This window comes from Pseudarthrobacter equi (assembly GCF_900105535.1).
GTDB classification, from domain to species: Bacteria; Actinomycetota; Actinomycetes; order Actinomycetales; family Micrococcaceae; genus Arthrobacter; species Arthrobacter equi.
The window spans coordinates 2,261,335-2,285,509 of the sequence record NZ_LT629779.1 but is presented as its reverse complement, the minus strand read 5'-3'; the positions used below and the strand labels follow the sequence as shown (position 1 = coordinate 2,285,509).

General features: G+C 62.9%; 22 protein-coding genes. 14 read left to right on the top strand and 8 right to left on the bottom strand.

Annotation, left to right across the window (positions count from 1 at the left end):
• Positions 1–2: 2 nt before the first annotated feature.
• Positions 3–635: a PAS and ANTAR domain-containing protein gene (locus BLT71_RS10285; protein WP_091719779.1), complete on the bottom strand. Its 633-nt coding sequence runs from the start codon at positions 633–635 to the stop codon at positions 3–5.
• 908 nt (positions 636–1,543) lie between these two features.
• On the opposite strand from BLT71_RS10285, the gene BLT71_RS10280 reads away from it, so the two are divergent.
• The 3 genes from BLT71_RS10280 to BLT71_RS10270 all read left to right on the top strand — a co-directional run bounded on the left by BLT71_RS10280 (position 1,544) and on the right by BLT71_RS10270 (position 3,013).
• Positions 1,544–2,026 (top strand): hypothetical protein, encoded by a 483-nt coding sequence (locus BLT71_RS10280; RefSeq protein ID WP_091723964.1) that lies wholly within the window; start codon positions 1,544–1,546, stop codon positions 2,024–2,026.
• Positions 2,026–2,187: a hypothetical protein gene (locus BLT71_RS20575; RefSeq protein ID WP_172829948.1), complete on the top strand. Its 162-nt coding sequence runs from the start codon at positions 2,026–2,028 to the stop codon at positions 2,185–2,187. Before BLT71_RS10280 ends, BLT71_RS20575 begins: the two co-directional genes overlap by 1 nt.
• A 400-nt stretch (positions 2,188–2,587) precedes the next feature.
• Entirely contained in the window at positions 2,588–3,013 is a 426-nt protein-coding gene (locus BLT71_RS10270; protein ID WP_157693451.1) for a hypothetical protein, read from the top strand.
• A 327-nt stretch (positions 3,014–3,340) separates the two neighbouring features.
• Here the strand turns inward: BLT71_RS10270 and BLT71_RS10265 are convergent, their stop codons facing one another.
• From BLT71_RS10265 to BLT71_RS10255, 3 genes are all read right to left on the bottom strand, one after another.
• Positions 3,341–4,069 (bottom strand): PspA/IM30 family protein, encoded by a 729-nt coding sequence (locus tag BLT71_RS10265; RefSeq protein WP_091719771.1) that lies wholly within the window; start codon positions 4,067–4,069, stop codon positions 3,341–3,343.
• 104 nt (positions 4,070–4,173) lie between these two features.
• The gene (locus BLT71_RS20380) at positions 4,174–4,458 is read right to left on the bottom strand and encodes a hypothetical protein (protein WP_157693450.1); all 285 of its coding nucleotides are present in this window, start codon (positions 4,456–4,458) and stop codon (positions 4,174–4,176) included.
• 616 nt (positions 4,459–5,074) lie between these two features.
• A complete protein-coding gene (locus BLT71_RS10255; RefSeq protein WP_091719766.1) occupies positions 5,075–6,016 on the bottom strand; it encodes a LysR family transcriptional regulator in 942 nt (313 codons plus the stop codon).
• Between the two features lie 123 nt (positions 6,017–6,139).
• Between BLT71_RS10255 and BLT71_RS10250 the strand changes: the two genes are divergently transcribed.
• From BLT71_RS10250 to BLT71_RS10235, 4 genes are all read left to right on the top strand, one after another.
• Entirely contained in the window at positions 6,140–7,132 is a 993-nt protein-coding gene (locus tag BLT71_RS10250) for a DUF1852 domain-containing protein (protein ID WP_091719763.1), read from the top strand.
• Between the two features lie 20 nt (positions 7,133–7,152).
• Entirely contained in the window at positions 7,153–8,199 is a 1,047-nt protein-coding gene (locus BLT71_RS10245) for a methionine synthase (RefSeq protein ID WP_091719761.1), read from the top strand.
• 2 nt (positions 8,200–8,201) lie between these two features.
• Positions 8,202–8,774, top strand: coding sequence for a flavin reductase family protein (locus BLT71_RS10240; RefSeq protein WP_091719758.1), 573 nt, complete (start codon positions 8,202–8,204; stop codon positions 8,772–8,774).
• 156 nt (positions 8,775–8,930) lie between these two features.
• Positions 8,931–9,242, top strand: a complete 312-nt coding sequence (locus BLT71_RS10235; protein WP_091719755.1) for a 4a-hydroxytetrahydrobiopterin dehydratase — start codon at positions 8,931–8,933, stop codon at positions 9,240–9,242.
• A 334-nt stretch (positions 9,243–9,576) separates the two neighbouring features.
• Here BLT71_RS10235 and pntB read toward each other — a convergent pair whose 3' ends face one another.
• Positions 9,577–11,052: a Re/Si-specific NAD(P)(+) transhydrogenase subunit beta gene (gene pntB, locus BLT71_RS10230; RefSeq protein WP_231994254.1), complete on the bottom strand. Its 1,476-nt coding sequence runs from the start codon at positions 11,050–11,052 to the stop codon at positions 9,577–9,579.
• Positions 11,049–12,602 carry a Re/Si-specific NAD(P)(+) transhydrogenase subunit alpha gene (locus tag BLT71_RS10225; RefSeq protein ID WP_091719752.1) on the bottom strand — a complete coding sequence of 518 codons (1,554 nt, stop codon included), beginning with the start codon at positions 12,600–12,602 and terminating at the stop codon, positions 11,049–11,051. Before BLT71_RS10225 ends, pntB begins: the two co-directional genes overlap by 4 nt.
• A gap of 895 nt (positions 12,603–13,497) precedes the next feature.
• Here BLT71_RS10225 and BLT71_RS10220 point away from each other — a divergent pair.
• Positions 13,498–14,226, top strand: coding sequence for a CPBP family intramembrane glutamic endopeptidase (locus BLT71_RS10220; RefSeq protein WP_091719750.1), 729 nt, complete (start codon positions 13,498–13,500; stop codon positions 14,224–14,226).
• Positions 14,227–14,454: 228 nt separating this feature from the next.
• Here the strand turns inward: BLT71_RS10220 and BLT71_RS10215 are convergent, their stop codons facing one another.
• Positions 14,455–15,255 (bottom strand): sugar phosphate isomerase/epimerase family protein, encoded by an 801-nt coding sequence (locus tag BLT71_RS10215; protein ID WP_091719748.1) that lies wholly within the window; start codon positions 15,253–15,255, stop codon positions 14,455–14,457.
• A 163-nt stretch (positions 15,256–15,418) separates the two neighbouring features.
• Here BLT71_RS10215 and BLT71_RS10210 point away from each other — a divergent pair, with 163 nt between their 5' ends.
• The 6 genes from BLT71_RS10210 to BLT71_RS10185 all read left to right on the top strand — a co-directional run bounded on the left by BLT71_RS10210 (position 15,419) and on the right by BLT71_RS10185 (position 22,961).
• Complete coding sequence (locus BLT71_RS10210; protein WP_231994253.1) at positions 15,419–16,516, top strand: substrate-binding domain-containing protein; 1,098 nt, start codon at positions 15,419–15,421, stop codon at positions 16,514–16,516.
• A 156-nt stretch (positions 16,517–16,672) separates the two neighbouring features.
• On the top strand, positions 16,673–17,986 hold the full coding sequence (locus BLT71_RS10205; protein ID WP_091719743.1) for an ABC transporter substrate-binding protein: 1,314 nt from the start codon (positions 16,673–16,675) through the stop codon (positions 17,984–17,986).
• A 54-nt stretch (positions 17,987–18,040) separates the two neighbouring features.
• On the top strand, positions 18,041–18,973 hold the full coding sequence (locus tag BLT71_RS10200) for a carbohydrate ABC transporter permease (protein WP_091719740.1): 933 nt from the start codon (positions 18,041–18,043) through the stop codon (positions 18,971–18,973).
• A complete protein-coding gene (locus BLT71_RS10195; protein WP_091719737.1) occupies positions 18,970–19,896 on the top strand; it encodes a carbohydrate ABC transporter permease in 927 nt (308 codons plus the stop codon). Before BLT71_RS10200 ends, BLT71_RS10195 begins: the two co-directional genes overlap by 4 nt.
• Entirely contained in the window at positions 19,893–20,906 is a 1,014-nt protein-coding gene (locus BLT71_RS10190; protein WP_231994252.1) for a hydroxyacid dehydrogenase, read from the top strand. The genes BLT71_RS10195 and BLT71_RS10190 overlap by 4 nt, the downstream gene beginning before the upstream one ends.
• A 120-nt stretch (positions 20,907–21,026) precedes the next feature.
• Positions 21,027–22,961 carry a Kelch repeat-containing protein gene (locus BLT71_RS10185; RefSeq protein ID WP_091719734.1) on the top strand — a complete coding sequence of 645 codons (1,935 nt, stop codon included), beginning with the start codon at positions 21,027–21,029 and terminating at the stop codon, positions 22,959–22,961.
• A 27-nt stretch (positions 22,962–22,988) separates the two neighbouring features.
• Here the strand turns inward: BLT71_RS10185 and BLT71_RS10180 are convergent, their stop codons facing one another.
• The gene (locus tag BLT71_RS10180; RefSeq protein ID WP_091719731.1) at positions 22,989–24,155 is read right to left on the bottom strand and encodes an ROK family protein; all 1,167 of its coding nucleotides are present in this window, start codon (positions 24,153–24,155) and stop codon (positions 22,989–22,991) included.
• Between the last annotated feature and the right edge of the window lie 20 nt (positions 24,156–24,175).

Sequence of the window (24,175 nt, the reverse complement as noted above, 5' to 3'; positions counted from 1 at the left end):
GGCTATTCGTCTGCTCTCTCAGCTGTTGGGTCGCCACCGGGGCTGGTTGCCCGGTTTATGATTTCCCGGGCGATGGCATGTACCTTCAGGTTCTTGTCCTGACTCATTTGGTTCATCAGCTCGTATGCTCTGTCCGCGCTGATCCCGGTTTTTCCCATGAGGATGCCCTTGGCTTGCTCGATGAAGTCCCGATTAAGCGCCGATGCGGCCACGGCTTCGGTGGCGAGCTGGTGCCGGTCGGTATGGATGGACTGCGTAATGTCAGCTACCGCGCCCCAAACGCCCACCGGTGTGCTGCCGTCGAGGATATAGTCCGCTGTCAAGAGCAGCTTGTGCTGCCGATCTTTACGGTCCCGGATGGAGATGTAAATCGAGGAAGGGCCACCATGGGACGACACATGATCCCAGTATGCCTGGACCGCTTCCCGGTCCTCAGGCTCAATATGGGCCAGCGCCATCTCCATTGACGGAACGACGTCCCCGCGCTCATAGCCGTAGATCCGGTAAAGCCCGTCAGACCAGTGAAACCGGTCATCGGCGAAGGAGTATTCGACCAGTCCCGTGGGGCAGTCAAGAAAAGCATGGTGCGGAAGGTTACTGGACGCACTCTCGCCCAGGGAAACATGGGATGACAAACAAGGACCATTCGACGCGACGGGAGCCAGCCCCCCTGCTGAGCCGGAATTCAAGAGATAGATTACAACAACCGCCCGGCAAGCATGACGCACAGGACGTGCGTCACGATTCGAGTCTGGGGATTGGCGCAGAACCCCCGTGAGGGGCGTTCGGGAAAAGACCAACGGGCATGCCCCGGGCCGGCTGCTGAAAGTCTGCCGCCCTGGATGCCTTCTTCTTCATGCCGTATAAAGGTCAGCTGATGGAGCATCCTGCCCACAGGGACAACGCCGGGTTGTCCTCATTCATTTATGAGCAGTGAGCCGTGGTGCTTTAGCGGGTCCTGCGCAGAAATTCGGCAACGCTTGGCTCATACCAGAAGATGGCTGACGCTTCCGGACACGGACTATCAAGCTCCCGGTGAAGGGCGTCTAAACGGAGTGCCGGCTTTTCGAAGCGCACGACGGCGGTGAACCCGTCAGGGTGAGCGACTCGATGTAGCCGGGCAGCAGGGTGGCCCGTTCGGGAAGTTGTTCAGGGCATCGTCCCCCCTGTCCGGTCGCCGAGTAGCCCCCATCCTCACCGTTGAGGCCATAAGCTCTCTATCACGCTCCCGTCCTCTGACGAACACCGCGCAGGCACCGGACGTGTCCTGACGGTCCTTGCGGGGCCCCCGCTAGACTGGGCCGGTAAGGACGGATTGGGGGATCCAGAGCGGCTCAGACCGCTGCTCCGCTGGTCGGTCGCAGCCAGTGCAGCAAAGAGGGTTCCGTTGACATTTTTCCAGAGCTTCCCCGTTCCCCATTCTGAGCCCCGGCCGCGGTCAACCCGGCACGAACCGCCTCCGTGGATGGGGCCACCCACCTACTACGAGCTGCCCGCGGCCGTGCACTTGGGCAGGTTTCTGCACCGCAGTCCGAGCCTTGTCATGGCTGTTCGCAGTGCGGAAGTGTTCTCCACGGGCTGCTCCGTCAGCTTGTCCTGGCTCATCCGGCGCGGAGAGCAGGACGACGAGGACTGGTCTGCGCTGCACTCCATGTTCTTCCAGTTCGGCCCCGGCCCTCTCCGCGGCCAGACCCGAACGACGGGCCTGATGTTCGGCATCGAGCTCCCCGACGGGTCCAAGGCCAGCAGTGGGCTTCATAGCCCCTACGGATTCCGAGGCAATGAGAAGGAACCAGAGCCTCCAACGATCGTCCTGAACAATGGCGGCGGTGGCGGTGGGGAGGATGAACTGACCGGGACGGGCAACCTGTGGATATGGCCCCTGCCTCCCGCCGGAGAACTGCGTCTCCTGGCGCAGTGGCTCGACTTTGGGCTCCCGGAGACCTCCGTCGTCCTGGACGGCACAAAGCTGCGGGAGGCCGCCACCAACGTGCAAATGAATTGGCCCGAGAAAGGATCAGCATGATGCCCCTCGACAGCCTGGTCCTGACTGTGGTCATTGCGGCCGTCTTCTTCTACGTCCTCTACAGTGTCATCCGCGCCGCTGTACGTGACGGTATCCTCCAAGCGGACGGGCGGCGGGAGCAGAAGAGCCAGGTCGAGTTCACCAGCGGAGACGAGCGATGAGCGCACGTGCCTGGCTCGGCGCCATCACCGGGATGATTGTCGCAGTCTTTACAATTTCCTACGTTCTGGAGTTACTCGGGATGGCCCCTAACGGCACGGAAACCCGAATGGTCGTCGTTCTGCTCTCGGCGGCAACCTGGGCAATTGTCCGCTGGACCTCCAGTAGAAGGGGCGCCAACCCCACCTTGGACGTATAAGGGTGAAACGGGGCAAAGAGCCGTCGTGGCCCTGGAGCGAAGCGTGGCCCTGGGCAGTGGGCATTCTTGTGGTGACATTCTTCGTGCTCCCGTGGTCCCTCATGGAGGTTGGCCGCTGCGTCGATTACGTGCCCGGCTACGGGGAAAGCTTCTGTGAAAGTGGTCCTGTCATCGGACGGCCGGCCGCCACGATAGTAGGAGCCATGTCAGCCCTCCTCATCCTCTATTTCCTGTACCGGATAATCGGAGCCCTCGTGCGGCGGAGACGGATGGGCCGCCGTGAAGCGGCCCTGAAGGATCTGGTGGCGTTTAGTCAGCCCCTCACCGGCGTACGGAGCAGCATTGCCGGCAGCGGCCGAACTGGCGTCAGGCCCGTCATCCTCACAGTCCACCACCTCCAGCACGTGTTGGCACGCTACGTCGCCGGAGACCTGGACGATGCCTCCCTCGAGGAATGGGCCCAGACGGTCCAGTCACTGGATGACATCAGGTTCGATGCCAATGACCGGGACCTCATCGCCCAGGCAATCTTCGAGTTGTCGACCCCAGAGCCTTTCGAGCGCCTGCCTGCGATCGTTGCCAGGTTGCGCCTGAAACTGAATTCTCGCGGGAACGGCACGACGGGATAGCCAGCGAGTGGCGCACAGTCCTGCACTTTTCGGGTCGGCAATCCGCCCAGAGCGTATCGCCCCGCACACGCCCCCATAGGCTCAGGTCAAAAGCTGCGATGCCTCTCGGTGCTGCCCCTGGAAAGGACTCGCGACCCAGCAGGTCTACTCCCCCGCGATGCTCATCTTTCCGTTTCAGCAGGCAGCAGTCTTCGAGAGTCCGATCCGGTGGCTATCGGCCTGCGGCGGACGAGTCTACATCGTCGGAATGGTCTTCGTTGGACGTGACTTCCGGCGGTCGGGCCAGTTCCCCATACTTGATCGCTTTGAACAACCCGGTAGTTTCCTTTAGCCGTCGACGGCCTTCCGGTCCATGGATTTGAGTGCGGCGAGGCGGGCTTCCACTTCGGTCTGCTCGCCGAGGTCTTCAAGGGAGGCGAACTGGGCGTCCAGGGAAGAGGCGGCGATTTCCTGCTGGCCGCGGACGGTGGCTTCCTGGCGGCGGATGTTCTCCTCGTATCGGCCAATGGCCGACGTCGGGTCCCCGGTGTCCAGGGCCTTGAGGGCGTCGTTGACTTGGGATTGGGTGGCGGCGACCCGCGCCCGGTTGACCAGCTCGTTGCGCTTGGCGGTCAGCTCCCTGAGCTTGCCACGCATCTGGTCCAGGCCGCTCTTGAGTTTGTCGACGACCTCGTTCTGCGCGGCCAGGCCCGGCGCTTGGGCCTGGGCGGTGGTTTCGGCGGCCATCTGCCGCTGAAGAGCCAGCCGGGCAAGGGCATCGAACTTGTCCGCATCACCGCTGTTGCCGGCAGCCCGGAACTCGTCAGCCTTGCGGGACGCAGCGATCGCCTTGCTGCCCCAAGAGTTGGCTTCGTTCACGGCCCGGTTGTGGTCGTCTTCAGCCATCCGGAGGTTGCCGATCGTCTGCGCGACCGCGGCCTCTGCCTCGCGGATGTTGTTCGAGTAGTCACGGACCATCTGGTCAAGCAACTTCTGGGGATCCTCAGCCGAGTCCAAGAGGGCGTTCAGGTTAGCCTTGGCGAGCTGGGCGACGCGGGTGAAAATACTCTGCTTCACGAGGGTCTTTCTATCGGGGACAGCATTCGCATTCTATGTGTCCGGCTACAGCCGCGGCCAACGCCGGGACGGGGATACCTGCATGGTCACCCTTCGCGCGGCCGTCACTGCCTGGTCGAGTCCAGAACCAAGGTGTGGACCCCACAGGTGAGTTGCAGGCCGGTGATGGCATCGTTCAGTTGGCAGTGCTGGTCCTTCACCCGTGGCCCTCCGGAGAGTTCGGGTGCGCTGCGGATCCACTTGTAGTGGTGGGCGTCGTATTCGGTGTAGATGTCGACGGCATCACCGTCGAAACCGTCCTGCGTGACACGAACTGACCGTCCGTCGGCTGCCGTGATCTTCATGGTGTCGCTGACCCCCAACGCGCCAAGGCCGGAGAAAAGAAGCATGAGGCCGAAGTACGGCACGCAGGCGACACCAGCGACGCCCGCGGCCCAGCCTACGACCCGCCGTGGGACCTTTCTTGGGATGCGCCTGATCAACGCCGGCAGAAGCGAGGACAGCCCGACAGCCCCGCAGAGGATTGCCACCACCAGAAACCACGAAGCGATGGAGTGCCCAGGGAAGCCAACGTAGAGGAGCAGCTTCTCCCTGGCACCAGCTCGGTATTCGTCGTAGATGGCTTGGTACGCCCAAGCGCAGAAAGCCGCTGCGATGATGAGGACGGTCCCCCACACTTCACGACGGGTCGGCCGCGTTCTCCAGCCAATCATCGGCGAAACTTCAGGCGGTCTGCCATGTCTGGGCCCCCGATCCAGTACAGGAGGTTCGTAGTCTTCTTGAGTAGCCAACCTGACTTTGGCCACTTGTTCAAACCCGCTTACTGACAGCCTTTCAAGATGCCGACCATGGCGTTGTGCTCTGCCTGGGTGATGCAGAGCTAGAAAGCACCGCCCACCAAAACAACCTCAGGATGCAATAAGTACGGAGTGACAACAGCAAACTTGCTTGGCTGCAACAGCTACGTCAATCACTGGAGGATAAGACCCGCCCGCTCGACTGCAGTCAGTCGATTAGCGCTACGCCGAACTCAGCGACGACGGCCCGCAATTCCCTGAGGTAGCTCTGCGCTTGGTCGGTGAGCGGAATCGCAGCGTGGCCGATCCAGCCGATCTCGATGCGTTCGTCAACGTCGAGCGGGATGGCAACGATCTCAGGGTCGAGCTGCCCGCTGATAATGCCGGTCGAGATTGTGTATCCGTGGAGCCCGATCATGAGGTTGAAAATTGTCGCACGGTCAGAGACCCGGATCTCCTGTTTGCTGGACAGGGTTGAGAGAATCTCCTCGGCGAAGTAAAAGGAGTTGTTCGCACCCTGATCGAAGGTAAGCCGCGGCAAGCCGGCGAGATCGGCGAGAGTTGCACGCTCTTTTGAGGCGAGCGGGTGGTTCCGTGAAATGAAAATGTGCGGATCGGCGAGGAAAAGCGGTGTGAACGCAAGCCCGGATTCCCGAAGCAGCTTGTCGATGATCTTCCGGTTGAAATCGTTCCGGTAGAGGATGCCTAACTCGCTGCGGAGCGTCCGGACATCCTCAATGATGTCCCAAGTGCGGGACTCCCGGAGCGAGAACTCGTATTCGGCCACCTCACTGGCCTTGACCATCCGGACGAAGGCGTCCACCGCGAACGAGTAGTGCTGCGTTGAGACCCCGAGCAGACGCCGCCTCGGTGGCCTGCCAAGGTAGCGCTGCTCGAGGAGAGCGAACTGCTCCACGACCTGCCTCGCATAGCCGAGGAACTCTACCCCGTCGGCGGTGAGGGTGACCCCGCGGGCGGAGCGAACCAGGAGCGCACGGCCCACCCGGGCCTCAAGGTCCTTCATCGCTGCGGACATTGTTGGCTGTGCTACGTAGAGAAGATCGGCAGCCGCGGAGATCGATCCCTCAGCTGCAACTTCAATAAAGTAGCGGAGCTGCTGCAGGGTCAGTCCGCTGGATAGCTGTGCCATAGGCAAAGTCTATATGAACGCATAGTAGCGCCTAGTTACCCGATACCCCCTGAAAGGTTGCACCATGGAGACGTCCCCTTCTGGAAGGCCGTCTCCGGCCCATCAACAACGGATTGGCAGCGCATGGCAGACGACTTTACCTTCAAGATCACCACCACCCGCTTCGACGAGGACTATTCCCCGTCGGAAGGCTCCAGGATCACCACGAATTTCGCCAACCTCGCACGGGGCGAGCACCGCCAGGAGAACCTCCGCAACGCCTTGACCATGATGCGGCGCCGCTTCAACGATCTCGCAGACTGGGACAACCCGGACCGGGACCGCTACACGCTCGAGCTTAATATCGTCTCCGTGCAGATACAGTTCACCGCGGAAGGTACGGATCAGCAGTTCCCCCTGTTCGAGGTTCTCGACATCCAGATCGTCGACCTGCTGAACGGGGTCCGCCACCAGGGGATTGTGGGGAACAATTTCTCCTCCTACGTCCGTGACTTTGACTTCAGCGTCGTACTGCCGGCCGCAGCAGGTGATTCCGGCAAGCCCACCGTTCCCGAGGACTTCGGCGATCTTCACGGCAAACTGTTCCAGCACTTCCTCGATTCCCCGGAATGCCAGGAACGCTTCCCGCAGCCGCCAGTGGTCTGTATCAGCGTCTCCACGAGCAAAACGTACCAGCGCACGGGGAACCGTCACCCGGTCCTGGGCGTCGAGTACCAGCAGGACGACTTCTCGCTGACGGACGCGTACTTCGCAAAGATGGGGCTGAAGGTCCGCTACTTCATGCCCCGAGGCAGCGTTGCGCCGCTCGCCTTCTATTTCCGCGGCGACCTGCTCAATGACTACTCCAACCTGCAGCTGATCGGCACGATCAGCACCATGGAGACGTTCCAGAAGATCTACCGCCCGGAGGTCTACAACGCGAACTCCGCCGCCGCCGTCGTCTACCAGCCGAGCCTGGGCGAGCAGGATTACTCGCGGACCCAGATCGCTTACGACCGCGTCGAGCGCAGCCAGCTTGCGATCACACAGGCGAAGTACACGGAGGAGCACTTCATCACGCCCCACAAGGATCTATTGGACCAGTGGACCGCCAACTACCCCGCCCTCGTCAACTGACCCACGGAGAATCGTCAATCATGAACACACTCTTGCCCACCACCGTTGTCGGTAGCTTGCCGAAACCATCGTGGCTCGCACAGCCTGAGACTCTTTGGTCCCCGTGGAAGCTGGAGGGAGATGCGCTGCGCGAGGGGAAAGAGGATGCGCTGCGCATCGCAATCCACGAGCAGAGCCGGCGCGGCATCGACATCGTCAGCGACGGCGAGCAAACCCGCCAGCACTTCGTCACGACCTTCATCGAGAATCTCAGCGGGGTCGACTTTGAACAGCGCAAGACTGTGCGCATCCGCGATCGCTATGACGCCAGCGTACCGACCGTCGTCGGGCCGGTGCACCGCGAGCGGCCGGTATTCGTGGAAGACGCAAAGTTCCTCCGCGCAACCACCGACAAGCCGATCAAATGGACGCTTCCCGGCCCAATGACGATGGTGGACACGCTTTACGATGACCACTACAAGAGCCGCGAGAAGCTGGCCTGGGAGTTCGCCACGATCCTCAACCAGGAGGCAAAAGAACTGGAGGCGGCCGGCGTGGACATCATCCAGTTCGACGAGCCCGCGTTCAATGTCTTCCTCGATGAGGTCAAGGACTGGGGCGTGGCTGCGCTTGAGAGAGCAGCGGAAGGGCTGCGCGCGGAGACCGCCGTGCATATCTGCTACGGCTACGGGATCAAGGCAAATAATGACTGGAAGGCGACGCTCGGCTCCCAGTGGCGGCAGTATGAAGAAACGTTCCCGCTGCTTCAGAGGTCCAGCATCGACATCATCTCTCTGGAATCCCAGAACTCCCACGTGCCCATGGACCTCATCGAGCTCCTGCGCGGCAAGAAGGTCATGCTCGGGGCAATCGACGTTGCAAGCGAGACCATCGAGACCCCGGAGGAGGTCGCCGACACCCTCCGCAAGGCCCTGCAGTTCGTCGATGCGGACAAGCTCATCCCCAGCTCCAACTGCGGCATGGCACCGTTTCCCCGGGACGTCGCACTGGCCAAGCTGAGTGCTCTCAGCGCAGGTACGAGCATCGTTCGGGAGGAACTCGCCCGCTCCGCCCCCAGGGCGTCATAACGATGTTTCACGCCTACCCGGCAGACACGTGGCTCGAGGCTCCGAAGCAAAGCGTGCCATCCTCCCTCTCGGCCGACGAATTCAAAGCACTGTTCCGTGGCCATCCGGGAGGTGTCGCTGTCGTCACGGCTGATGCCGGCGAAGGACCGGTGGCGCTGACAGTATCGTCGGTGGTTTCAGTGAGTGCGGAACCTCCGCTGCTGATTTTCTCGGTCTCGGCGCTGTCCTCTGCGTCCGAGGTTCTTTCACGCGCCGAAACGGTCGTGGTGCACCTGCTGGACGCGCACGACGTCCGCTTGGCGAAGTTTGGAGCGACCCCCGGCGTCGACCGCTTTGACCAGACGCACCGCTGGTCGGCCCTTGAAACCGGTGAAGCGGTGTATGACGATGTCCGCGCCTGGGTGCGCTGCGCCGTCATCAACCGCATGGAGGTGGGGACCTCCACCATCGTCGCCGTTCACGCCCTGGAATCCCGCGTGATGCGTGACGTCCAGGCGGGCGAACCCGGCGACGCTCTGGTCTACCACAACCGCTCATGGCACCGACTGGGCGAGCATTCCAAGCTTCGGGGCTGAGCGCCGCGCTAACCGTTCTGGGGAGAAAGCCGTAGGGCTTACGACGGCGGGAGGATGACTCCCGCCGTCGTCCTCGATAAAGTCGGTGCGTCCACCGCCTTCCCGCGGTTCCTCCAGCGGTAGCCCACGGGGGGCTTTCGGAGCCATGATGTCACTATGACTGATCCCCAACGGAAGCTGTCCACCGCCGAGCTTGCCGAAGCCGGACTCACCGGCTGGCACCTGACCGGTGACGCCCTCACCGCCACCTTCAGGACCCGAAAGTTCTCGACCGGCCTGGAGTTCGTCAACCGCATTGGCGCCTCCGCCGAGGAGGCCAACCACCATCCCGACCTCACGCTCACTTACCTGGAGGTCAGCGTCACTCTCTCAAGCCACGATGTCGGCGGGATTACCAGCCGCGACATCGACCTCGCCCGCACCATCAGCGGCCATGCCTCGGACCTCGGGGTCGCCGCCGCGGAGTGATTTGGCGCCGACAGGTCAGGTCTTAGTTCGATACACCGCATGGTGGTGTTCCAAAAGTTCGTGCTTGTGATGGAGCAAAAACTCATGCCTGTAGTGAAGTCCTACCCACGATGACGCAATAATCTCGTCGATAAAACTCGCTGGCTGCGACGGTGCTTGTTCAGTCTTGAGCACCGGCTCCGGCTCATTCGATGGTGTTCCGTTGATCGGACTGCTGGTGCGAAATAAGCGGTGCAGAATCATCGTCTCTCATCTCGGTCCATAGGTGGTGAGAGCAGGTGCCCGGACCAGATCCCGGTCGAGGACATTCCCGCGGAAGAAGAGGGCTGGGGAACTAGAAGGCTTTGAGGATGTCTTCGACGCGTTGTTTGGCGTCGCCGAAGAGCATTTGGGAGTTGTCACGGTAGAACAGTGGGTTCTGGACTCCGGCGTAGCCTGCGGCCATGGAGCGTTTGAACACGACGACATTTTCGGCTTCCCACACTTTGAGGACGGGCATTCCGGCGATGGGGCTGCCGGGGTCTTCTGCAGCGGCGGGGTTGACGGTGTCGTTGGCGCCGATGACCAGGACCACGGAGGTGCTGTCGAGGTCGTCATTGATTTCGTCCATTTCCAACACAATGTCGTAGGGGACCTTGGCTTCGGCAAGGAGGACGTTCATGTGCCCGGGCAGGCGTCCGGCGACGGGGTGGATTCCGAACCGGACGTTCACGCCCCGTTCGCGCAATTGGTGTGCGAGTTCGGCCACGGGGTATTGGGCCTGGGCGACTGCCATGCCGTAGCCGGGGGTGATCACGACTGACGAGGCGTTGGTGAGCATTTCGGCTGTTGCCTCGGCCGTAATTTCACGGTGCTCTCCCTGGTCTGTGTCTCCTTTGCTGGCGGGGGCGGCGATGCCGAAGCCGCCGGCGATCACGGAGATGAAGGACCGGTTCATGGCCTTGCACATGATGTAGGACAAGTAGGCGCCGGAGGAACCAACCAGTGCACCGGTGATGATCAGCAGGTCATTGTTCAGCAGGAAGCCTGCCGCGGCCGCGGCCCAGCCGGAGTAGCTGTTGAGCATGGACACGACGACGGGCATGTCGCCGCCGCCGATTGAGGCCACCAGGTGCCACCCCAGTCCGAGGGCAAGCACCGTAACAACCACCAGGAGCCAGAGCTGGGAGTCATTGACGTACCAGACGGTCAATGCGACGAACACGGCGAGGGCGCCGAGGTTGATGGCGTTCTTGCCGGGCAGCATCAGCGGTGATGATTTCATCCGGGCCGACAGTTTCAGGAACGCCACGATGGAGCCGGTGAAGGTGACCGCTCCGATGAAGACGCCGATGAACACTTCGGCGTGGTGGACGTCCTTAAGGGCTCCGGTCAGGTCCGGGGCTTGAAGGTGGCCGTTCCAGCCAACGAGCACCGCGGCCAGTCCGACGAAGCTGTGCAGCAGCGCGATGAGCTCGGGCATGCCGGTCATCTCTACCACCCGGGCGCGCCAGAGCCCGATCGCACCGCCCACCAGGACCGCGGCGACGAGCAGGGCCAGGCCGGTCAGGCCATGGTTTGTTCCCCAGGCACCTTGCAGGGTCAGCCAGACCGTGGCAGCCAACGCGATCACCATGCCGGTGATGCCGTAGATGACACCGGCCTTGGCTCTTTCGTGCTTGCTCAGCCCGGCCAGGCTGAGGATGAACAGCAGGGCCGCGACGACGTAGGCCGCCCCGGCGATGGATTCCGCGGTCAGCGGACCAGAGACAGCGTCAGGCAAAGTAAGGCTCCTCGAGATGATTTCAGTTGCTTCGGTGGCGGGGCTCATGAACGTGCCTTCCCGGCCGAGAACATGGCGAGCATGCGCCGGGTCACTGCGAAACCGCCAAAGATGTTGATGCTGGCCAGCAAGACTGCGACGGCCGCGAGGACCTGCACCACCGGGTTCTCCGAGGTGACCTGCAGCAGGGCACCGACCACGATGATCCCCGAGATTGCATTAGTGACAGACATCAGCGGGGTGTGCAGCGCGTGATGGACTTTCCCGATGACGTAAAAGCCCACCACGACCGAAAGCATCAGCACCGTGAAGTGCTGCGGCAGCGGCGCCGGGGCCACCGCGTTGATGCCAAAGAGGGCAGCGATCCCCGAGGCGAACAGAACCGCCTTGCCCGCAGGACTGAGGCCTTCCTTCTTCTTCGGCGCATTGGTTACTTCTGCCGTGGCCGGGGCCTGGGCGGCGGGGGCAGCGGAGACCTGCACCGGGGGCGGCGGCCAGGTCTTCTCACCCTCCCGAACCACAGTCACTGAACGCTGGACGACGTCGTCGAAGTCGATTCTCAGCTGACCGTCCTTCTCCGGGGTGAGGAGCTTCAGGAGGTTCAACAGGTTAGTTCCATACAGCTGTGAAGCCTGAGCCGGCAACCGGGCCGGCAGGTCCGTGTAGCCGAGGATGACTACACCGTTTTCGGTGACGGTCCGCTCCCCGGCCACCGAGCCTTCCACATTCCCGCCCTGGCCGGCAGCCATATCAACAATCACGCTGCCCGGCTTCATCCCAGCCACGTCATCGGCCGTGAGCAGCTTCGGCGCCGGCCGGCCCGGAATCAGGGCCGTGGTGATGATGATGTCCACATCCGCTGCCTGTTCGGAGTAGATCTCCGCTGCACGCCGGTTGTACGCCTCCGACGTTGCTTTGGCGTACCCATCCGAGGATTTCATCTCCTCCTCAACCTCTACCTTGAGGTAGGACCCGCCAATGGACTTCACCTGATCAGCGACCTCGGGCCGCGGATCCGTCGCGCGCACAATAGCGCCCAAGCTCGAGGCCGCACCGATCGCCGCCAGCCCGGCAACACCTGCACCCGCCACCAGGACCTTTGCCGGCGGGACTTTGCCCGCAGCGGTCACCTGGCCCGTAAAGAACCTGCCAAACTCGTGGGCCGCCTCAATCACGGCACGATACCCGGCGATATTCGCCATCGAACTGAGCACATCCATCGACTGCGCACGCGAAATCCGCGGGACAGCATCCAACGCCAGCGCCGTAATCGGACGCACCGCAAGCGCCTCCACCAGTTCCGGCCGCAAACTTGGGGCCAACATTCCAATCAGCGTCGCACCGTCAGCCAAACGGCCAATCTCGTCCTCCGAGGGTGGATTGATCCGCAGCACCACCTCGCTGCCCCACGCTTCATCAGCACCCACCACCGAGGCACCTGCAGATTCGTAGTCCTCGTCACGGAACGCTGAGGACTCCCCCGCACCCTTCTCGACCACAATCTCGTAGCCCAACTCCAACAACCGCTTCACCGTGGTGGGCGTCGCCGCCACCCGGCTCTCGCTGCCTAACTCGGCGACAATGCCAATACGTGTCACTATGATCTCTCTCTTTAACGTGTGATGCCCCGGTGAATACTGTTGCCGGGAGGCAGTAGGAAACTGTCCTGCTATCGAAGGCCAGCCGCCGCCGAGACGGACGACGCCGGGAGGCTGAGTAGCTGCGCGCCGTCCCCTGGGGGGTGGGGCTACTACCAGGCCGGGTTCGTCGTCCGCGAACGCCAGTCGCCTCTAGTTAGTTGATGCGGGCGGCGGTCCGTGGCTGAGCGCTGGCAGTATTGTTTGCACTCCGTCTGCGATTCGTAGATCGGGAAGCCGGGGTTCGGGTAGAGCACTTCCTGGCCCGAGTTCATGACCGCCTTCAGGAATTCCTTAATAACGGTCTTGCTTCCCGTCATCACCGCGACGCGTCCCGGGAGTAGCTGATACGCCGGCTGCCGTCGATAGCTTCTGCGGGGGCCTTGCGCCACTGCGGAATGCCAGGGCCAGGGCAGTACTCTCTATAGCTGTCCGCTATGGCCTGGTCCGTCGCTTCGACGATGTGTGGCCCTCCACACGGCCGCCGCTTGGGCGACGCTGATGGCGGGCTCTGAGCCCACACGATTAAGCCGACGCGCGTGTTCTTTCATGCCAATCCACTCCTCATTGAGCTGGTGGTCGAGCCGCGTATGGACCCAACCAAGCACTGATATATCTGTAATACTGCTAAAAACATATCAGATAGGTCATTGTCTCGCCAGCACCCATTGCGAACTGTTGGCGTCACAGAAACCGGTGCCGGTACGAAGACCGGCGGCCTAAACCCTGCGCTGGTGGACTTGCTGATCCCGCTGGTGGGTAGTCTGTGAAAGCTCTATACCGCTCCCACATGCTCTTCAAGATCAGCCTGTACTCCTCGAGCGTGAGGAGCACAGCCTCGTCCTAGCCCTTCTCAGTGTTCGTGGCGGCTAAAGGGACTGCCCCGCTGCTCGCGGGTGTCGCTGACAAGGACGGCGCGGATTTCATCTTCTTCGCCGTAGCCCTGCCGGTTCTTGTGGGCTGCATCCTGCTGGCCTTTTTCGGATGGTCGGTTGGTTGGCTGCGTGAGATATTTGCCCGTCAGCCGATCAGTGGCCGCGGCTGGATGTGGATTGCCGTTGTCGCTGTTCTCGCGTTCAACGTCCTCCGATTCGCCACTATCGACTACAACTCTGCCGGTCTGGATATCGTGGCCACCTGGCTGCTGGCTGGCTTGTTCGTCGGCTTCGCCGAGGAGACTCTGACCCGTGGCTTCGTCATCAACCTTCTGCGCAGGGCACGCTACCGGGAAATCGTTGTCGCGGTCACCTCAGCAGCCGTGTTCGCTGGACTGCACGCCAGCAATCTGCTCTCCGGGCCGTCGCTCTTCGCCACCGCTTTCCAGGTGCTGTACACCTTCGCGTTCGGTATCTGCATGCATCTCGCATACCGCCTTACAGGGCGGTTGATCGTGCCGATCCTGCTGCACGCCAGCACCGATCCCAGTATTTTCTTGCTGACGGAGTACCCCACGGCGGGACCCCTGGCCATCATTGCCGGCCTGGGCAACATCGTGGTGATCTTCGTTGGGCTGCTGTCCCTGTTCTTTATCCGCGGGCGGGTTGAGGCGCCTGCATCCCGCGCAGCTTTGCAGACCCAGCCCTGACGACCCGCACAACCGGGTCAATCGCGTGCGAGGCAGAAAGAAGCGTCTTTCGGCTTCTGCAGGAGCGGATGATGCACAACGCAGGCCCCATCCGCGGCGGGTTGGGCGGATACAACAATGACCACGAATTCCTCGGCTACCGCCAATTCGTCCGACCCGAGAATACAAGGCCCGGCCTCCGAATCCGAAAGGCCTCCAGCAGGTCGCAGCAGTCAGTCGGCCTCAGGCCTAAGGACGCGCATCCAAAGTGGGTGCATTCTCAGACAGCCTGCTGACGCGCCCTGAAGTCCGCATCGTTTCTTTCAGGCACAAGGAGTCGGTGAGAACGTTCTCAGGAGCATCGTCGGCTACAAACTCGAGCATAATGTCCACGTTTTTTCCGTTAGCGTTCAGAACGTCTGTAACGGCCTCCCATAGGCCCTTTCGCGCGGCCAGCGGCAGCCGTTCTGTACTCGGCCACCAGGAGAAGGCGTGGACGCCCACGAGGTGCCCGATCACTTGGTGCAAGGATTCAAGGGCCTGTTCGTCGGTGAGGCCCACGGCGGGTTGCCAGTACGTGCCGACATTGGGCCGGTCCACGCGGCGGAGAAGCTCGAGGGTGCTGCCCGGGGTATCCGCCAACGTGGAGCCGTGGTACTCGAAGGCCAGCGTCTGTCCGCGGGTCTCCGCTAGCCCGGCTATACGTCGCGTGTCGTCGACGACGGCGTCCCACTGGGCTGCGGTCGCGCCGGCCGAACCCATATCACCGGCCCAGATCCGGATTCTGGGCGCACCCAGTCCTCCGGCGAGGGAAAGCACGTCCTCAAAGTTGGCAAAGGACCCGGCGCGGTAATAGGAGCCGAGGGACATGACGCGTAGCCCGGCGGCCCGCGTGGCTTTGCGGGCCTTGGCCGCGGCGTCGATGTCATCTACGTGCACATCAGACCCCCACTCGATCCCGGTGAGCCCTGACGCAGCAGCGGCGCGAACGACGGCGTCAACGTCCCGGGCGCGCAGCGTCACCGAACACATTCCGGGGCTCAGCGTCATGTCGGGAACCTCTCTTCTGGTAATTGCAGCTTGACGCCCATCGTATGTTGGTTGTAGTTCACTTTGAACAAGTCGCACAGAAGTAAACATGAGATGAAGGGGAACCGTGCTAACCGACGACAGGCAAAACCAGATTCTCCGCGAGCTGGCACTCCGGGGATCCTTGAATGCAGCAGAATTTGCCAAACGGCTGGGGACCTCCGGGATGACGGTGCGGCGCGACCTCGCCTTTCTCGAAGGACAGGGCCTGCTGCAGCGTGTCCACGGCGGGGCTGTGGCCACGACGGCTCCCGGCCGTAACCCATTGAGCCAGGTCCATGGACACACCCCTGCCGCAGCCAGAGATTCCGGGGCCTCTCCCCTCGCCGGAAGGAACGCCGGGCCAGGTGGGCGACAGCGGCCACTGGCCACCCTTGGCATGATCGTCCCCACGGCCAGATACTATTTTCCCGGCGTCATCAGGGGCGCCGAGTCTGCGGCCCAGGAGCTGGGTGTCAGGCTGGTTCTGGGCGTCTCGAACTACTCCGCCGCCGAAGAGCAACGCCAAATTCAGCGGCTGTTGAAGAGCGGCGTCGATGGCCTGTTGGTGACGCCAAGTGGTGAATCCCTGGTAGATACACCGACTCTGGATCTCCTGGCCTCGGCGGACGTGCCCGTGGTCGTGATCGAGCGTTCCATCGACGGAGTCCTGGACGAGGGCCGGCTTGAGTCGGTCCGAAGCGACCACGTACGCGGGGCGGAACTCGCCGTCAACCACCTGGTAGCCCTGGGCCACCGCAACATCGCACTCTGTGTGCGCGAGAGCAGCCCAACTTCCTCACCCGTCAGCGAGGGCTACCGCAAGGCACTCCAGGCCGAGGGATTGCTGCATGATCCTGAACTGACCCGGGTCATCACACTTTCGGCAACCGATCCCGAAACGCTCCGCCAGGAACTGGACGGCATCGTTGCCAGCTTCATTGCCGCCGGCGCCACTGCCGCAATCGTCCACAATGACGAGGATGCCCTTATGTTCGCCGACCTGTGTGAAGCCCAGGGCCTGCACGTTCCGGGGGACTTGGCGCTGGTGGCATACGACGACGAAATTGCCTCTTTCGGAGCGGTGCCCATGAGCGCCGTAGCCCCGCCGAAATTTGATGTGGGATACCACGCCGTCCAGATGTGCCTTAACCGGCTGGGCCCCCGACGGGCTTCGAGCCTGGCCCTCCAGCGGGTCATCCTGTCCCCCACCCTGGTGGTCAGAGACTCAACCGCCAGTTGAGCATCGGCAATACCGACTCAACGGCCGGCGAACCACTCGGTCGTGTTCATTACTGTTCATTTCGTTGGCTTTGTTCATCTTTGCGGGTTTCATTGTTTTACACACTGTGGCACCGGCCACATCCCACCTTCGCATCGTGGAATTCAAGGGAGAACAATGAAGCGTCGCAAATTGCTCATCGGGGCGGCCAGCCTGGCCAGCAGCGCTTTGCTGCTCGCCGCCTGCGGAACGGGTCCCACACCTTCCGCGGCGCCATCGGCCGTCGAGGATCCGGCGGGCACGATCACCTTCTGGTCGGCACTGGCCGGCATGGACAAAGTGGCCGCAGCCTTCAACGCCAGCCAAAGCAAAATCACCGTCAATTTCGAGACTGTCCCCAATGCCGACAATGGCGGCTACGCCAAGCTTTCAACTGCGATTACCGCCGGTAACGGCCCTGACGTCTCAACGATCGAGTATCCGCAGCTGCCGCAGTTCGTCAGCAACGGCCAGGTCCAGCCGCTCGACGGACTCATCAATAAATCTTCCACCGTGGACAAGCTGGCCGACGAAATCAAGAGCATGGTCCAGTTCGGCGACAAGACGTACGGCCTGCCCTATGACGCGGCCCCCATGGTCATGTACTACCGCCAGGACATGCTGGCCAAGGCCGGCGTGGGAGTTCCCAAGACCTGGCAGGAATTCGAGGAGGCGGCCCTGAAGCTAAAGGCAGTTTCCCCGGACTCCTACCTTGCGAGCTTCAATCCCAACCAGGTACCGGCCATGGCTGGGTTGGCTTGGCAGGCAGGGGCCAAATGGTTCGGCACCTCGGACGACAGCTGGAAGGTTGGCGTTAATGACGGGGCTACCAGGAAGGTAGCCAGCTACTGGCAGAAGCTCATTGACAACAAGCTCGTTAAGGTATCCCAGGCCTACAGCGATGAGTGGAGCCTGGACCTGGCCACCGGGACCGTCGTTGGCGTGGTGGGCGCAAACTGGAGCGCCACGGGGATTCAGAAGCGGACGGAAGCCAGCGGACAGAAGGGACAGTGGGTCGCCGCGGAATTGCCGAACTGGGGAACCCCGGCCGGTGCCTTCTACGGCGGATCGAGCTTCAACGTCACCAAGAGCAGCAAGAACCCCGCAGCCGCCGCAAAGTTCATTGAGTACCTCACCACGAACCAGGAGGCCATCAAAGCCCGTGGAAACACCGGCTCCGCCTTCCTCGCCTTCCCTGGCCTGACCCCCGTTGCACAGGGGGCGTATGACGCCAGCTACTTCGGCAACGACATTTACGCCGTCTTCGACAAGGCCTACACCACAGTCAGCCCGGGCTGGCAGTGGGGCCCGAGCTGGGATCTTACCAATACAGCTCTCAAGGACGCCTTCGGCAATCTCGGCACCGGCGGCACCATCTCGAAGGCAGTGGACACGGCACAAACAGCAACTGTTGCGGGGCTAAGGCAGAACGGCCTTTCCGTCAAAGACTAGTTACACCCCCTGGGCTGCCTCTGTGGAGGCAGCCCAGGCAGTTAGGAGATCATCATGGCCGCTCAGGCCTTCACCACCCCCAAGGTCCGCAAGGGCAGTGCAGCCTCCGGAACCGGTGGGAAAACCGCGGCCCTCTTCCTGGTCCCGTTCTTCGCAGTATTCGCCATCGCCATGGTGGCACCGGTTGTCTACTCGATAGTGCTGAGCTTCTACGCCCAGCAGAAATCCGGCCTGGGGTTCGGTGAAGCGAGGACCAGCTTTGTGGGCCTCGAGAACTACCTTCAGGTCCTGCAGTCCGAATCGTTCGTCAGCGGCCTGGCACGGCTTGGCTTGTACTGCCTGATCTACATCCCCTCCATGGTCGGCGGCGCGGTGGTCTTTGCGCTGCTCCTGGATGCGACAGTGGCTCGTGCCCGCAAAATGTTCCAGCTGCTCGTCTTCCTCCCTCACGCGGTGCCGGGCGTCATTGCAGCCCTGATCTGGGCCTACCTCTATACACCCGGCATCAGCCCGCTGGTACAGGCGCTTCAGGGCGGCGGCATCCAGATCAACTTCCTCGATGCACACATGGTGTTGCCGGCAATCGTCAATATCGGCGTCTGGGAATGGACCGGTTACAACGTCATCATCCTGTTCACTGCACTGCAGGCAGTACCCAGGGAAATACTGGAAGCGGCACGGGTGGACGGTGCAGGCGAGGTGAGGACCGCCCTGTCCATCAAGTTCCCCCTCATCCTTCCGGCGCTGAGCGTGATCATGCTTTTCACCATCATTGGCACGCTGCAGCTCTTCACCGAGCCGTCCATCATCGCCAAAGCCACCCCGTCCATTACCAGTACCTGGGTACCCAACCTTTGGGCCTACGACGCGGCGTTCATCCGGCACAACCTCAACCAAGCCGCCGCCGCCTCCATCATCATCGCCGGGCTGGCAGCAATCCTGTCCCTGGTGGTCACCCGACTCAGTTCCAGGATCAACAACTCATGAGCACCAATACCCTTCCAGTGACCCCACCCCAGACGCCGCAGGCCACGGCAACGAAACGTACCCTGCACCGGACATCCACGGCACGCCAAGGCGGTTTTGGCAGCAAGCTCACAGTCAACGGACTGCTGGTCCTTGGCTCCCTCTACATGGTGGTCCCGGTCCTCTGGCTTCTCTTTGCCTCCACGAAGAACGCCGCGGACCTGTACGGCACCAGCTCCTACTCCCTGGGCAACTTTGCCCTCTTCGAAAACATCGCGGCAGTGGCCGCCCAGGACGGCGGCCTGTTCTTCCGGTGGATGGCGAACTCTGTCCTCTACGCCGGCTTTGGCGCTGTTGTGGGGAGCCTCATCTCCGTCATGGCCGGCTACGCCTTCGACAAGTTCCGCTTCCGCGGTAAGGACTCGCTCTTCGGATTCGTACTGGTTGGCGTCCTGATCCCCAACACGGCAACGGTGCTGCCCATGTACCTGCTGGCATCGCTCGTGGGAATGACCAACACCATCTGGGCCATCCTGATCCCCGTCCTTTGCAACCCGTTCGGGGTTTACCTCGCCCGCGTCTACGCCACCTCCTACGTCCCCGTGGAGACACTCGAAGCAGCGCGCATGGATGGCGCGGGGCCCATCCGCTCCTTCTTCTCCCTCGGCCTGCCCATGATGATGCCCGGATACATCACCATCGCCCTCTTCCAGTTCGTCGGCGTGTGGAACAACTTCATGCTCCCCCTGGTCATGTTGCAGGACCAACAACTGCTGCCAGTCAGCGTCGGTATCTCCATCTGGCAGGGCTACGCGGTCCCGCAGCCCGAGTTCGTCCCCTTGGTCATCACCGGTTCATTGCTGTCCATCATTCCGCTGCTGCTCGCCTTCATCATGCTGCAACGCTTTTGGAAGTCCGGTCTCACCGCAGGAGCCGTCAAGTGAACCCGCAGACCCTGAACGTCGCCCTGGCCATGGGCCCCGGCGTCGCGTCCAGGATCTTCTCCGCCCGGCACCTTGAATCCCTGCCCCCGGGCCTCCGGCTCCTGGACAGCGAACCCATGGAAGAGTTCGCGTCCCCCCGCTCGTTGGGACTCCTGGCCGAAACCGATATCCTCATAACCGGCTGGAACTGTGCCACGGTGAACACTGCCGTGCTGGACAGCGCCCCCCGCCTGCGGCATATCCTCCACGCCGGAGGCACTGTCAAAAACCATGTGGACAGCGCCTGCTGGACCCGCGGCATACAGGTCAGCACCGCGGCGGACGCCAACGCTATCCCGGTGGCAGAATACACCCTGGCCATGATCCTGCTCGCCAACAAAAGGGTCCTCCAAGTAGCCCGGACGCTGCACCGCACGCAGGCAGCAGTTGAACCGGACGGACTGTTCCCGGACATGGGCAACTACGGCAAGCGGGTCGGCATCATCGGTGCATCAAAAATCGGCAGGCACGTCATCCGCCTGCTCAAACCCTTTGAACTCGAAGTGGTGGTGGCAGACCCTTTCCTGACGGAGGCGGACGCCCAGGCCCTTGGTGTTGCCTCTATTGAATTGGAGGAACTGATGGAAACCAGCGACGTCGTCTCGCTGCATGCGCCCTCCCTCCCCTCCACCCTGAACCTGGTCAACGCCGGACTCATTGCCCGCCTGCGTAACGGATCGACCTTCATCAACACCGCCCGCGGCGAACTGGTGGACCAGGACGCGCTGCTGGCAAGGCTGGAGCGGGGCGAACTGTTCGCAGTCCTGGACGTCACCACGCCGTGGGTCCTGCCCGCGGATTCCGGCTACTACACCAACCCCAACGTCCTGCTGACCCCGCACCTCGCCGGGTCCCTCGGCACCGAGTTGAAACGGCTGGCGGCCACTGCTGTAGCCGAAGCGCAGCGCGTGTCCCAGGGCGAACCCCTCCGCTTCCCCGTCCAGGCCGCGGACCTGGCCTTCACCGCGTAACAAGCGCGCCGCCGTCGTACGTGGTACCCCCACGTGCCGCCGATACTTTCGTGCGTAAAAAAGGCACGACGGCGGCACCTTGCCCTCGCGCTCATCCCCCTTCGAAGCAAAGGAAGTTCAATGCAGAATTCCCACATCACCAGGCGGTCCGTCCTTCAGGCTGGCGGCGCAGCCGGCCTGGCTGCCGCGCTGGGCCTGGCCACGTCCGGACCGGCAGCGGCCACGGATAAGGCGACGGCGGCCGGCACCGCCGACATCGTGGATCTGGGTCCGGCAGTCGTGCAGTTCTCCCTTATGAGTTCCTTACTGGTGGGAGAAACCGTCTACATCGGGTCCCGCAACCTCGATCCGGTTCGGATCATCGCCTTCCACGTCCCCACCGGCAAGATCGTCGCCGAAACCGAATTGGCGACCGGATACAGCATCCAGGCCCTGGCAGCCGACATCACCGGCCGCTACCTCTACGCCGGTGTTCTGCAGAACGCCGGCGGCACCCAGGCAAACCTTTACCGCTGGGACCTGGCCACGCCATCCACGAAGGCGACGGCGATCGGCCGCATCGGCGACCGTGACGTGCGCGACCTCAGCGTGGCGCCCGATGGCCACCTGTACGCCGTGGGAGGTGGAAGCTCCACCAAACCAGCCCTGTGGGAGTACGACCCCGCGACGGGACAGGTCCTCAGCCTCGGGATCCCCGATACCGGAGCGACGCTTGCACGGGCCGTCGCCGCCACCAACAGAACAGTGTTCTTTGGTGCCGGCAGCACACTCGGCGGCGGCGGAAGCGCGGGCCGGGCCTGCCTCTGGGCTTACGACCGGGCCACGAAGACCTACACGCAGGTTACCCCGCCGGAGATGCTCGCCGATCCCAGCATCCGTGAACTGGCGGTCCTTGGCGATAAGCTCCTGGTCAGCTCCGCTGCCTCCACCCAGCAGTCGAAAATTGCCTTACTGGACCTGGGCAATCCCACCTCGTACACCGTGGCGACTTCCATCGGCAAGACAGCCAAAAACTTCACCAGCATCGGTGACCAGGTCTACTTCGCCAACGAAACGGGACTGTGCGCCTACTCCCGTGCCACGAACTCCGTCTCCCAACTGACCCTCAACGGCCCGTCCCTGGGCGAGATCTGGGGCGTGGACGCACTGAACAACACACTCCTTGCAACCTCCGGATACGGCTTCGTGGCCGAGATCAATCCCCGCACCTCAAGCATGGCAGTGACGGACCTTGGCGAAGCCGGCGCTTCCGCGAGTGCCCAGACGGTCATGGGCATCGCCGTCGGGGCAGGATTCGCATACGTTGGCGGCAACGGGGTGATCGCCCGCCACTCACTGAGCTCCGGAGAAGTGGTCAATCTGCAGTCCCAGGGCGAAGCAAAGGACGCCGTGATCGTGGATGGGGTCCTCTACACCGGACAGTACAACTCCCAGGGCATCTGGAAGTACAGCCCGCTCAGCGGCCAGCCGATCCACCAGGCTGCTGACTTCCCCGCCGCGCAAAACCGGCCGCTGGACGTCTGCTGGGACGACGTCAGCAGTCTCATGCTGGTCGCCGCCCAGTCCGACACCGAAGGCGGCGGATCGTTCTGGACCTACGACCCCGCTACCGGCGCCAAGCAGTGCTTCATCAACCCGGTCGACAACCGACAGCTCCTGCGCGCTGTGGCCACCCGAGAGGGCGTTTCCTATCTCGGCGCCGGGCTCCCCACCCTGGACGGCCCGGGCACCACCCGGCGCGCCGCGGGACTGTTCGTCATCGACCTGGAAACCCGCCAGGTGGTCCATCGCGGCGACCTCAGCAGCGTATGCACCGACTTCGGCGCCCTGCAGGTCAGCCGCGGCATTGTGTACGGCGTTTCCGACACCACCGTTTTCCGCATCGATCCCATGACGTTCGCAGTTTCCGTTGTGGCGTCCGGCATCAACGGCGGCTGGTACAGCGGTCCACACATCACCGCCGACGAGGACGGCCTCCTATACACGCTGCAGGGACCCAACCTGGTGCGGATCGACGACCGGCAAGCGATGCAGACGCTGCGGAAAGCCAACTGACGCGCAGATAGCCGTGAAGGGTCGCGGTCAGGCCGTCCGGACCGGCTGCCACCCTTCGGGCTGTGTGTCCCGCGCCGAAAACAATCCTTCCAAGACCAAGCACGCCGCTCCCCTGGCTACAGCGGCATGGTCGGCCGCAACCGCTTCAATCCCGGGAGGAGGAGTATTCGAATGCCGGAACTGCCCAAGGAACGCCGTTGTCGCCTGTTCCGCAAAGCTCCCCACCTGAGCCTCGGGCGCGAACCCCACCACCACGCGTTCCGGCGCCAGAACCTTGGCGACGTTCGCCATTCCGGTCCCCAGCTGAGCGGATGCGTCGGCAATGAGGTGGGTATCGACGTCGGGCGTCACCTCCCGGTGCTGGCCCGCGCGCAACAGTTCCTGTTCCATTCCCCACAGGCTCCCGTAGGTTTCCAGGCAGTCCTCCGCCCCGCAGTGGCAGGGCCGGGCCGGGCCGCCGTTGTTCATGGCCCGGGTGTGGGCGAAGCCACCGGCGGCGCCGTTGAAGCCGCGCTGGATGCGCCCCTCAACCACGACGGCGGCCCCCAGGCTGATGCCGACGCTAAAGACGAGCATGTCCCGGCCGGTGAAAGAACCGTCGAACAGGAGTCCGCGGGCGTAGGCGTTGACGTAGCTGTCAAGGATGGCCGGCTGGCCGGATGCTTGCTCGATGATCCCCTGGAACGGTACGTCTGCCCAGTCCATGGCCCCGCTGTGCCGGACCAGGCCACCGACCTGGTCCACCACGCCGGACACTGCAATGCCCACGCCAATCAGTTTGGTGGCGTTTTCCCCGGCCGCGTCTGCGACGGCTTTGGCCGCGGCCGCGGCGGCGTCATCGGGCTGCGTGGAATTCAGCGGCTCGGTATGGGTGGCCACCACGCTGCCGCGCAAATCAACGACAACGGCGAGCGCCTCCGTGGCGGACAGCCGCACCCCGGCGGCGAAGACACCGTCCCGGCCGAGCTCCAGCAAGCGCGCGGGCCGGCCGCCGGTCCCGCGTTCGATCTCCGTTTCCACCAGGAGTTGCTGCTGGAGCAGCTTGTTGGTGATGCCCGTAATGCTGGCGGGGCTGAGCCCTGTGTGGCCCGCGATGGTTGCCCGCGAAACCGGCGACTGGGTGCGCACAACGTCGAGCACCAAGGCCTCGTTGATTTCCCTGATCAGGGCCTTGCTTCCTGCGCGTGGCTTCATGGCACGGGTCTCCTAGGGTT

Bases quoted from the DNA above. Each gene is read 5' to 3' on its own strand.
- BLT71_RS10280 (WP_091723964.1), top strand. From the start codon at position 1,544: ATGGCTGTTCGCAGTGCGGAAGTGTTCTCCACGGGCTGCTCCGTCAGC.
- BLT71_RS20575 (WP_172829948.1), top strand. From the start codon at position 2,026: ATGCCCCTCGACAGCCTGGTCCTGACTGTGGTCATTGCGGCCGTCTTC.
- BLT71_RS10270 (WP_157693451.1), top strand. From the start codon at position 2,588: ATGTCAGCCCTCCTCATCCTCTATTTCCTGTACCGGATAATCGGAGCC.
- BLT71_RS20380 (WP_157693450.1), bottom strand. From the start codon at position 4,458: ATGCTTCTTTTCTCCGGCCTTGGCGCGTTGGGGGTCAGCGACACCATG.
- BLT71_RS10255 (WP_091719766.1), bottom strand. From the start codon at position 6,016: ATGGCACAGCTATCCAGCGGACTGACCCTGCAGCAGCTCCGCTACTTT.
- BLT71_RS10250 (WP_091719763.1), top strand. From the start codon at position 6,140: ATGGCAGACGACTTTACCTTCAAGATCACCACCACCCGCTTCGACGAG.
- BLT71_RS10245 (WP_091719761.1), top strand. From the start codon at position 7,153: ATGAACACACTCTTGCCCACCACCGTTGTCGGTAGCTTGCCGAAACCA.
- BLT71_RS10240 (WP_091719758.1), top strand. From the start codon at position 8,202: ATGTTTCACGCCTACCCGGCAGACACGTGGCTCGAGGCTCCGAAGCAA.
- BLT71_RS10235 (WP_091719755.1), top strand. From the start codon at position 8,931: ATGACTGATCCCCAACGGAAGCTGTCCACCGCCGAGCTTGCCGAAGCC.
- pntB (WP_231994254.1), bottom strand. From the start codon at position 11,052: ATGAGCCCCGCCACCGAAGCAACTGAAATCATCTCGAGGAGCCTTACT.
- BLT71_RS10215 (WP_091719748.1), bottom strand. From the start codon at position 15,255: ATGACGCTGAGCCCCGGAATGTGTTCGGTGACGCTGCGCGCCCGGGAC.
- BLT71_RS10205 (WP_091719743.1), top strand. From the start codon at position 16,673: ATGAAGCGTCGCAAATTGCTCATCGGGGCGGCCAGCCTGGCCAGCAGC.
- BLT71_RS10200 (WP_091719740.1), top strand. From the start codon at position 18,041: ATGGCCGCTCAGGCCTTCACCACCCCCAAGGTCCGCAAGGGCAGTGCA.
- BLT71_RS10195 (WP_091719737.1), top strand. From the start codon at position 18,970: ATGAGCACCAATACCCTTCCAGTGACCCCACCCCAGACGCCGCAGGCC.
- BLT71_RS10185 (WP_091719734.1), top strand. From the start codon at position 21,027: ATGCAGAATTCCCACATCACCAGGCGGTCCGTCCTTCAGGCTGGCGGC.
- BLT71_RS10180 (WP_091719731.1), bottom strand. From the start codon at position 24,155: ATGAAGCCACGCGCAGGAAGCAAGGCCCTGATCAGGGAAATCAACGAG.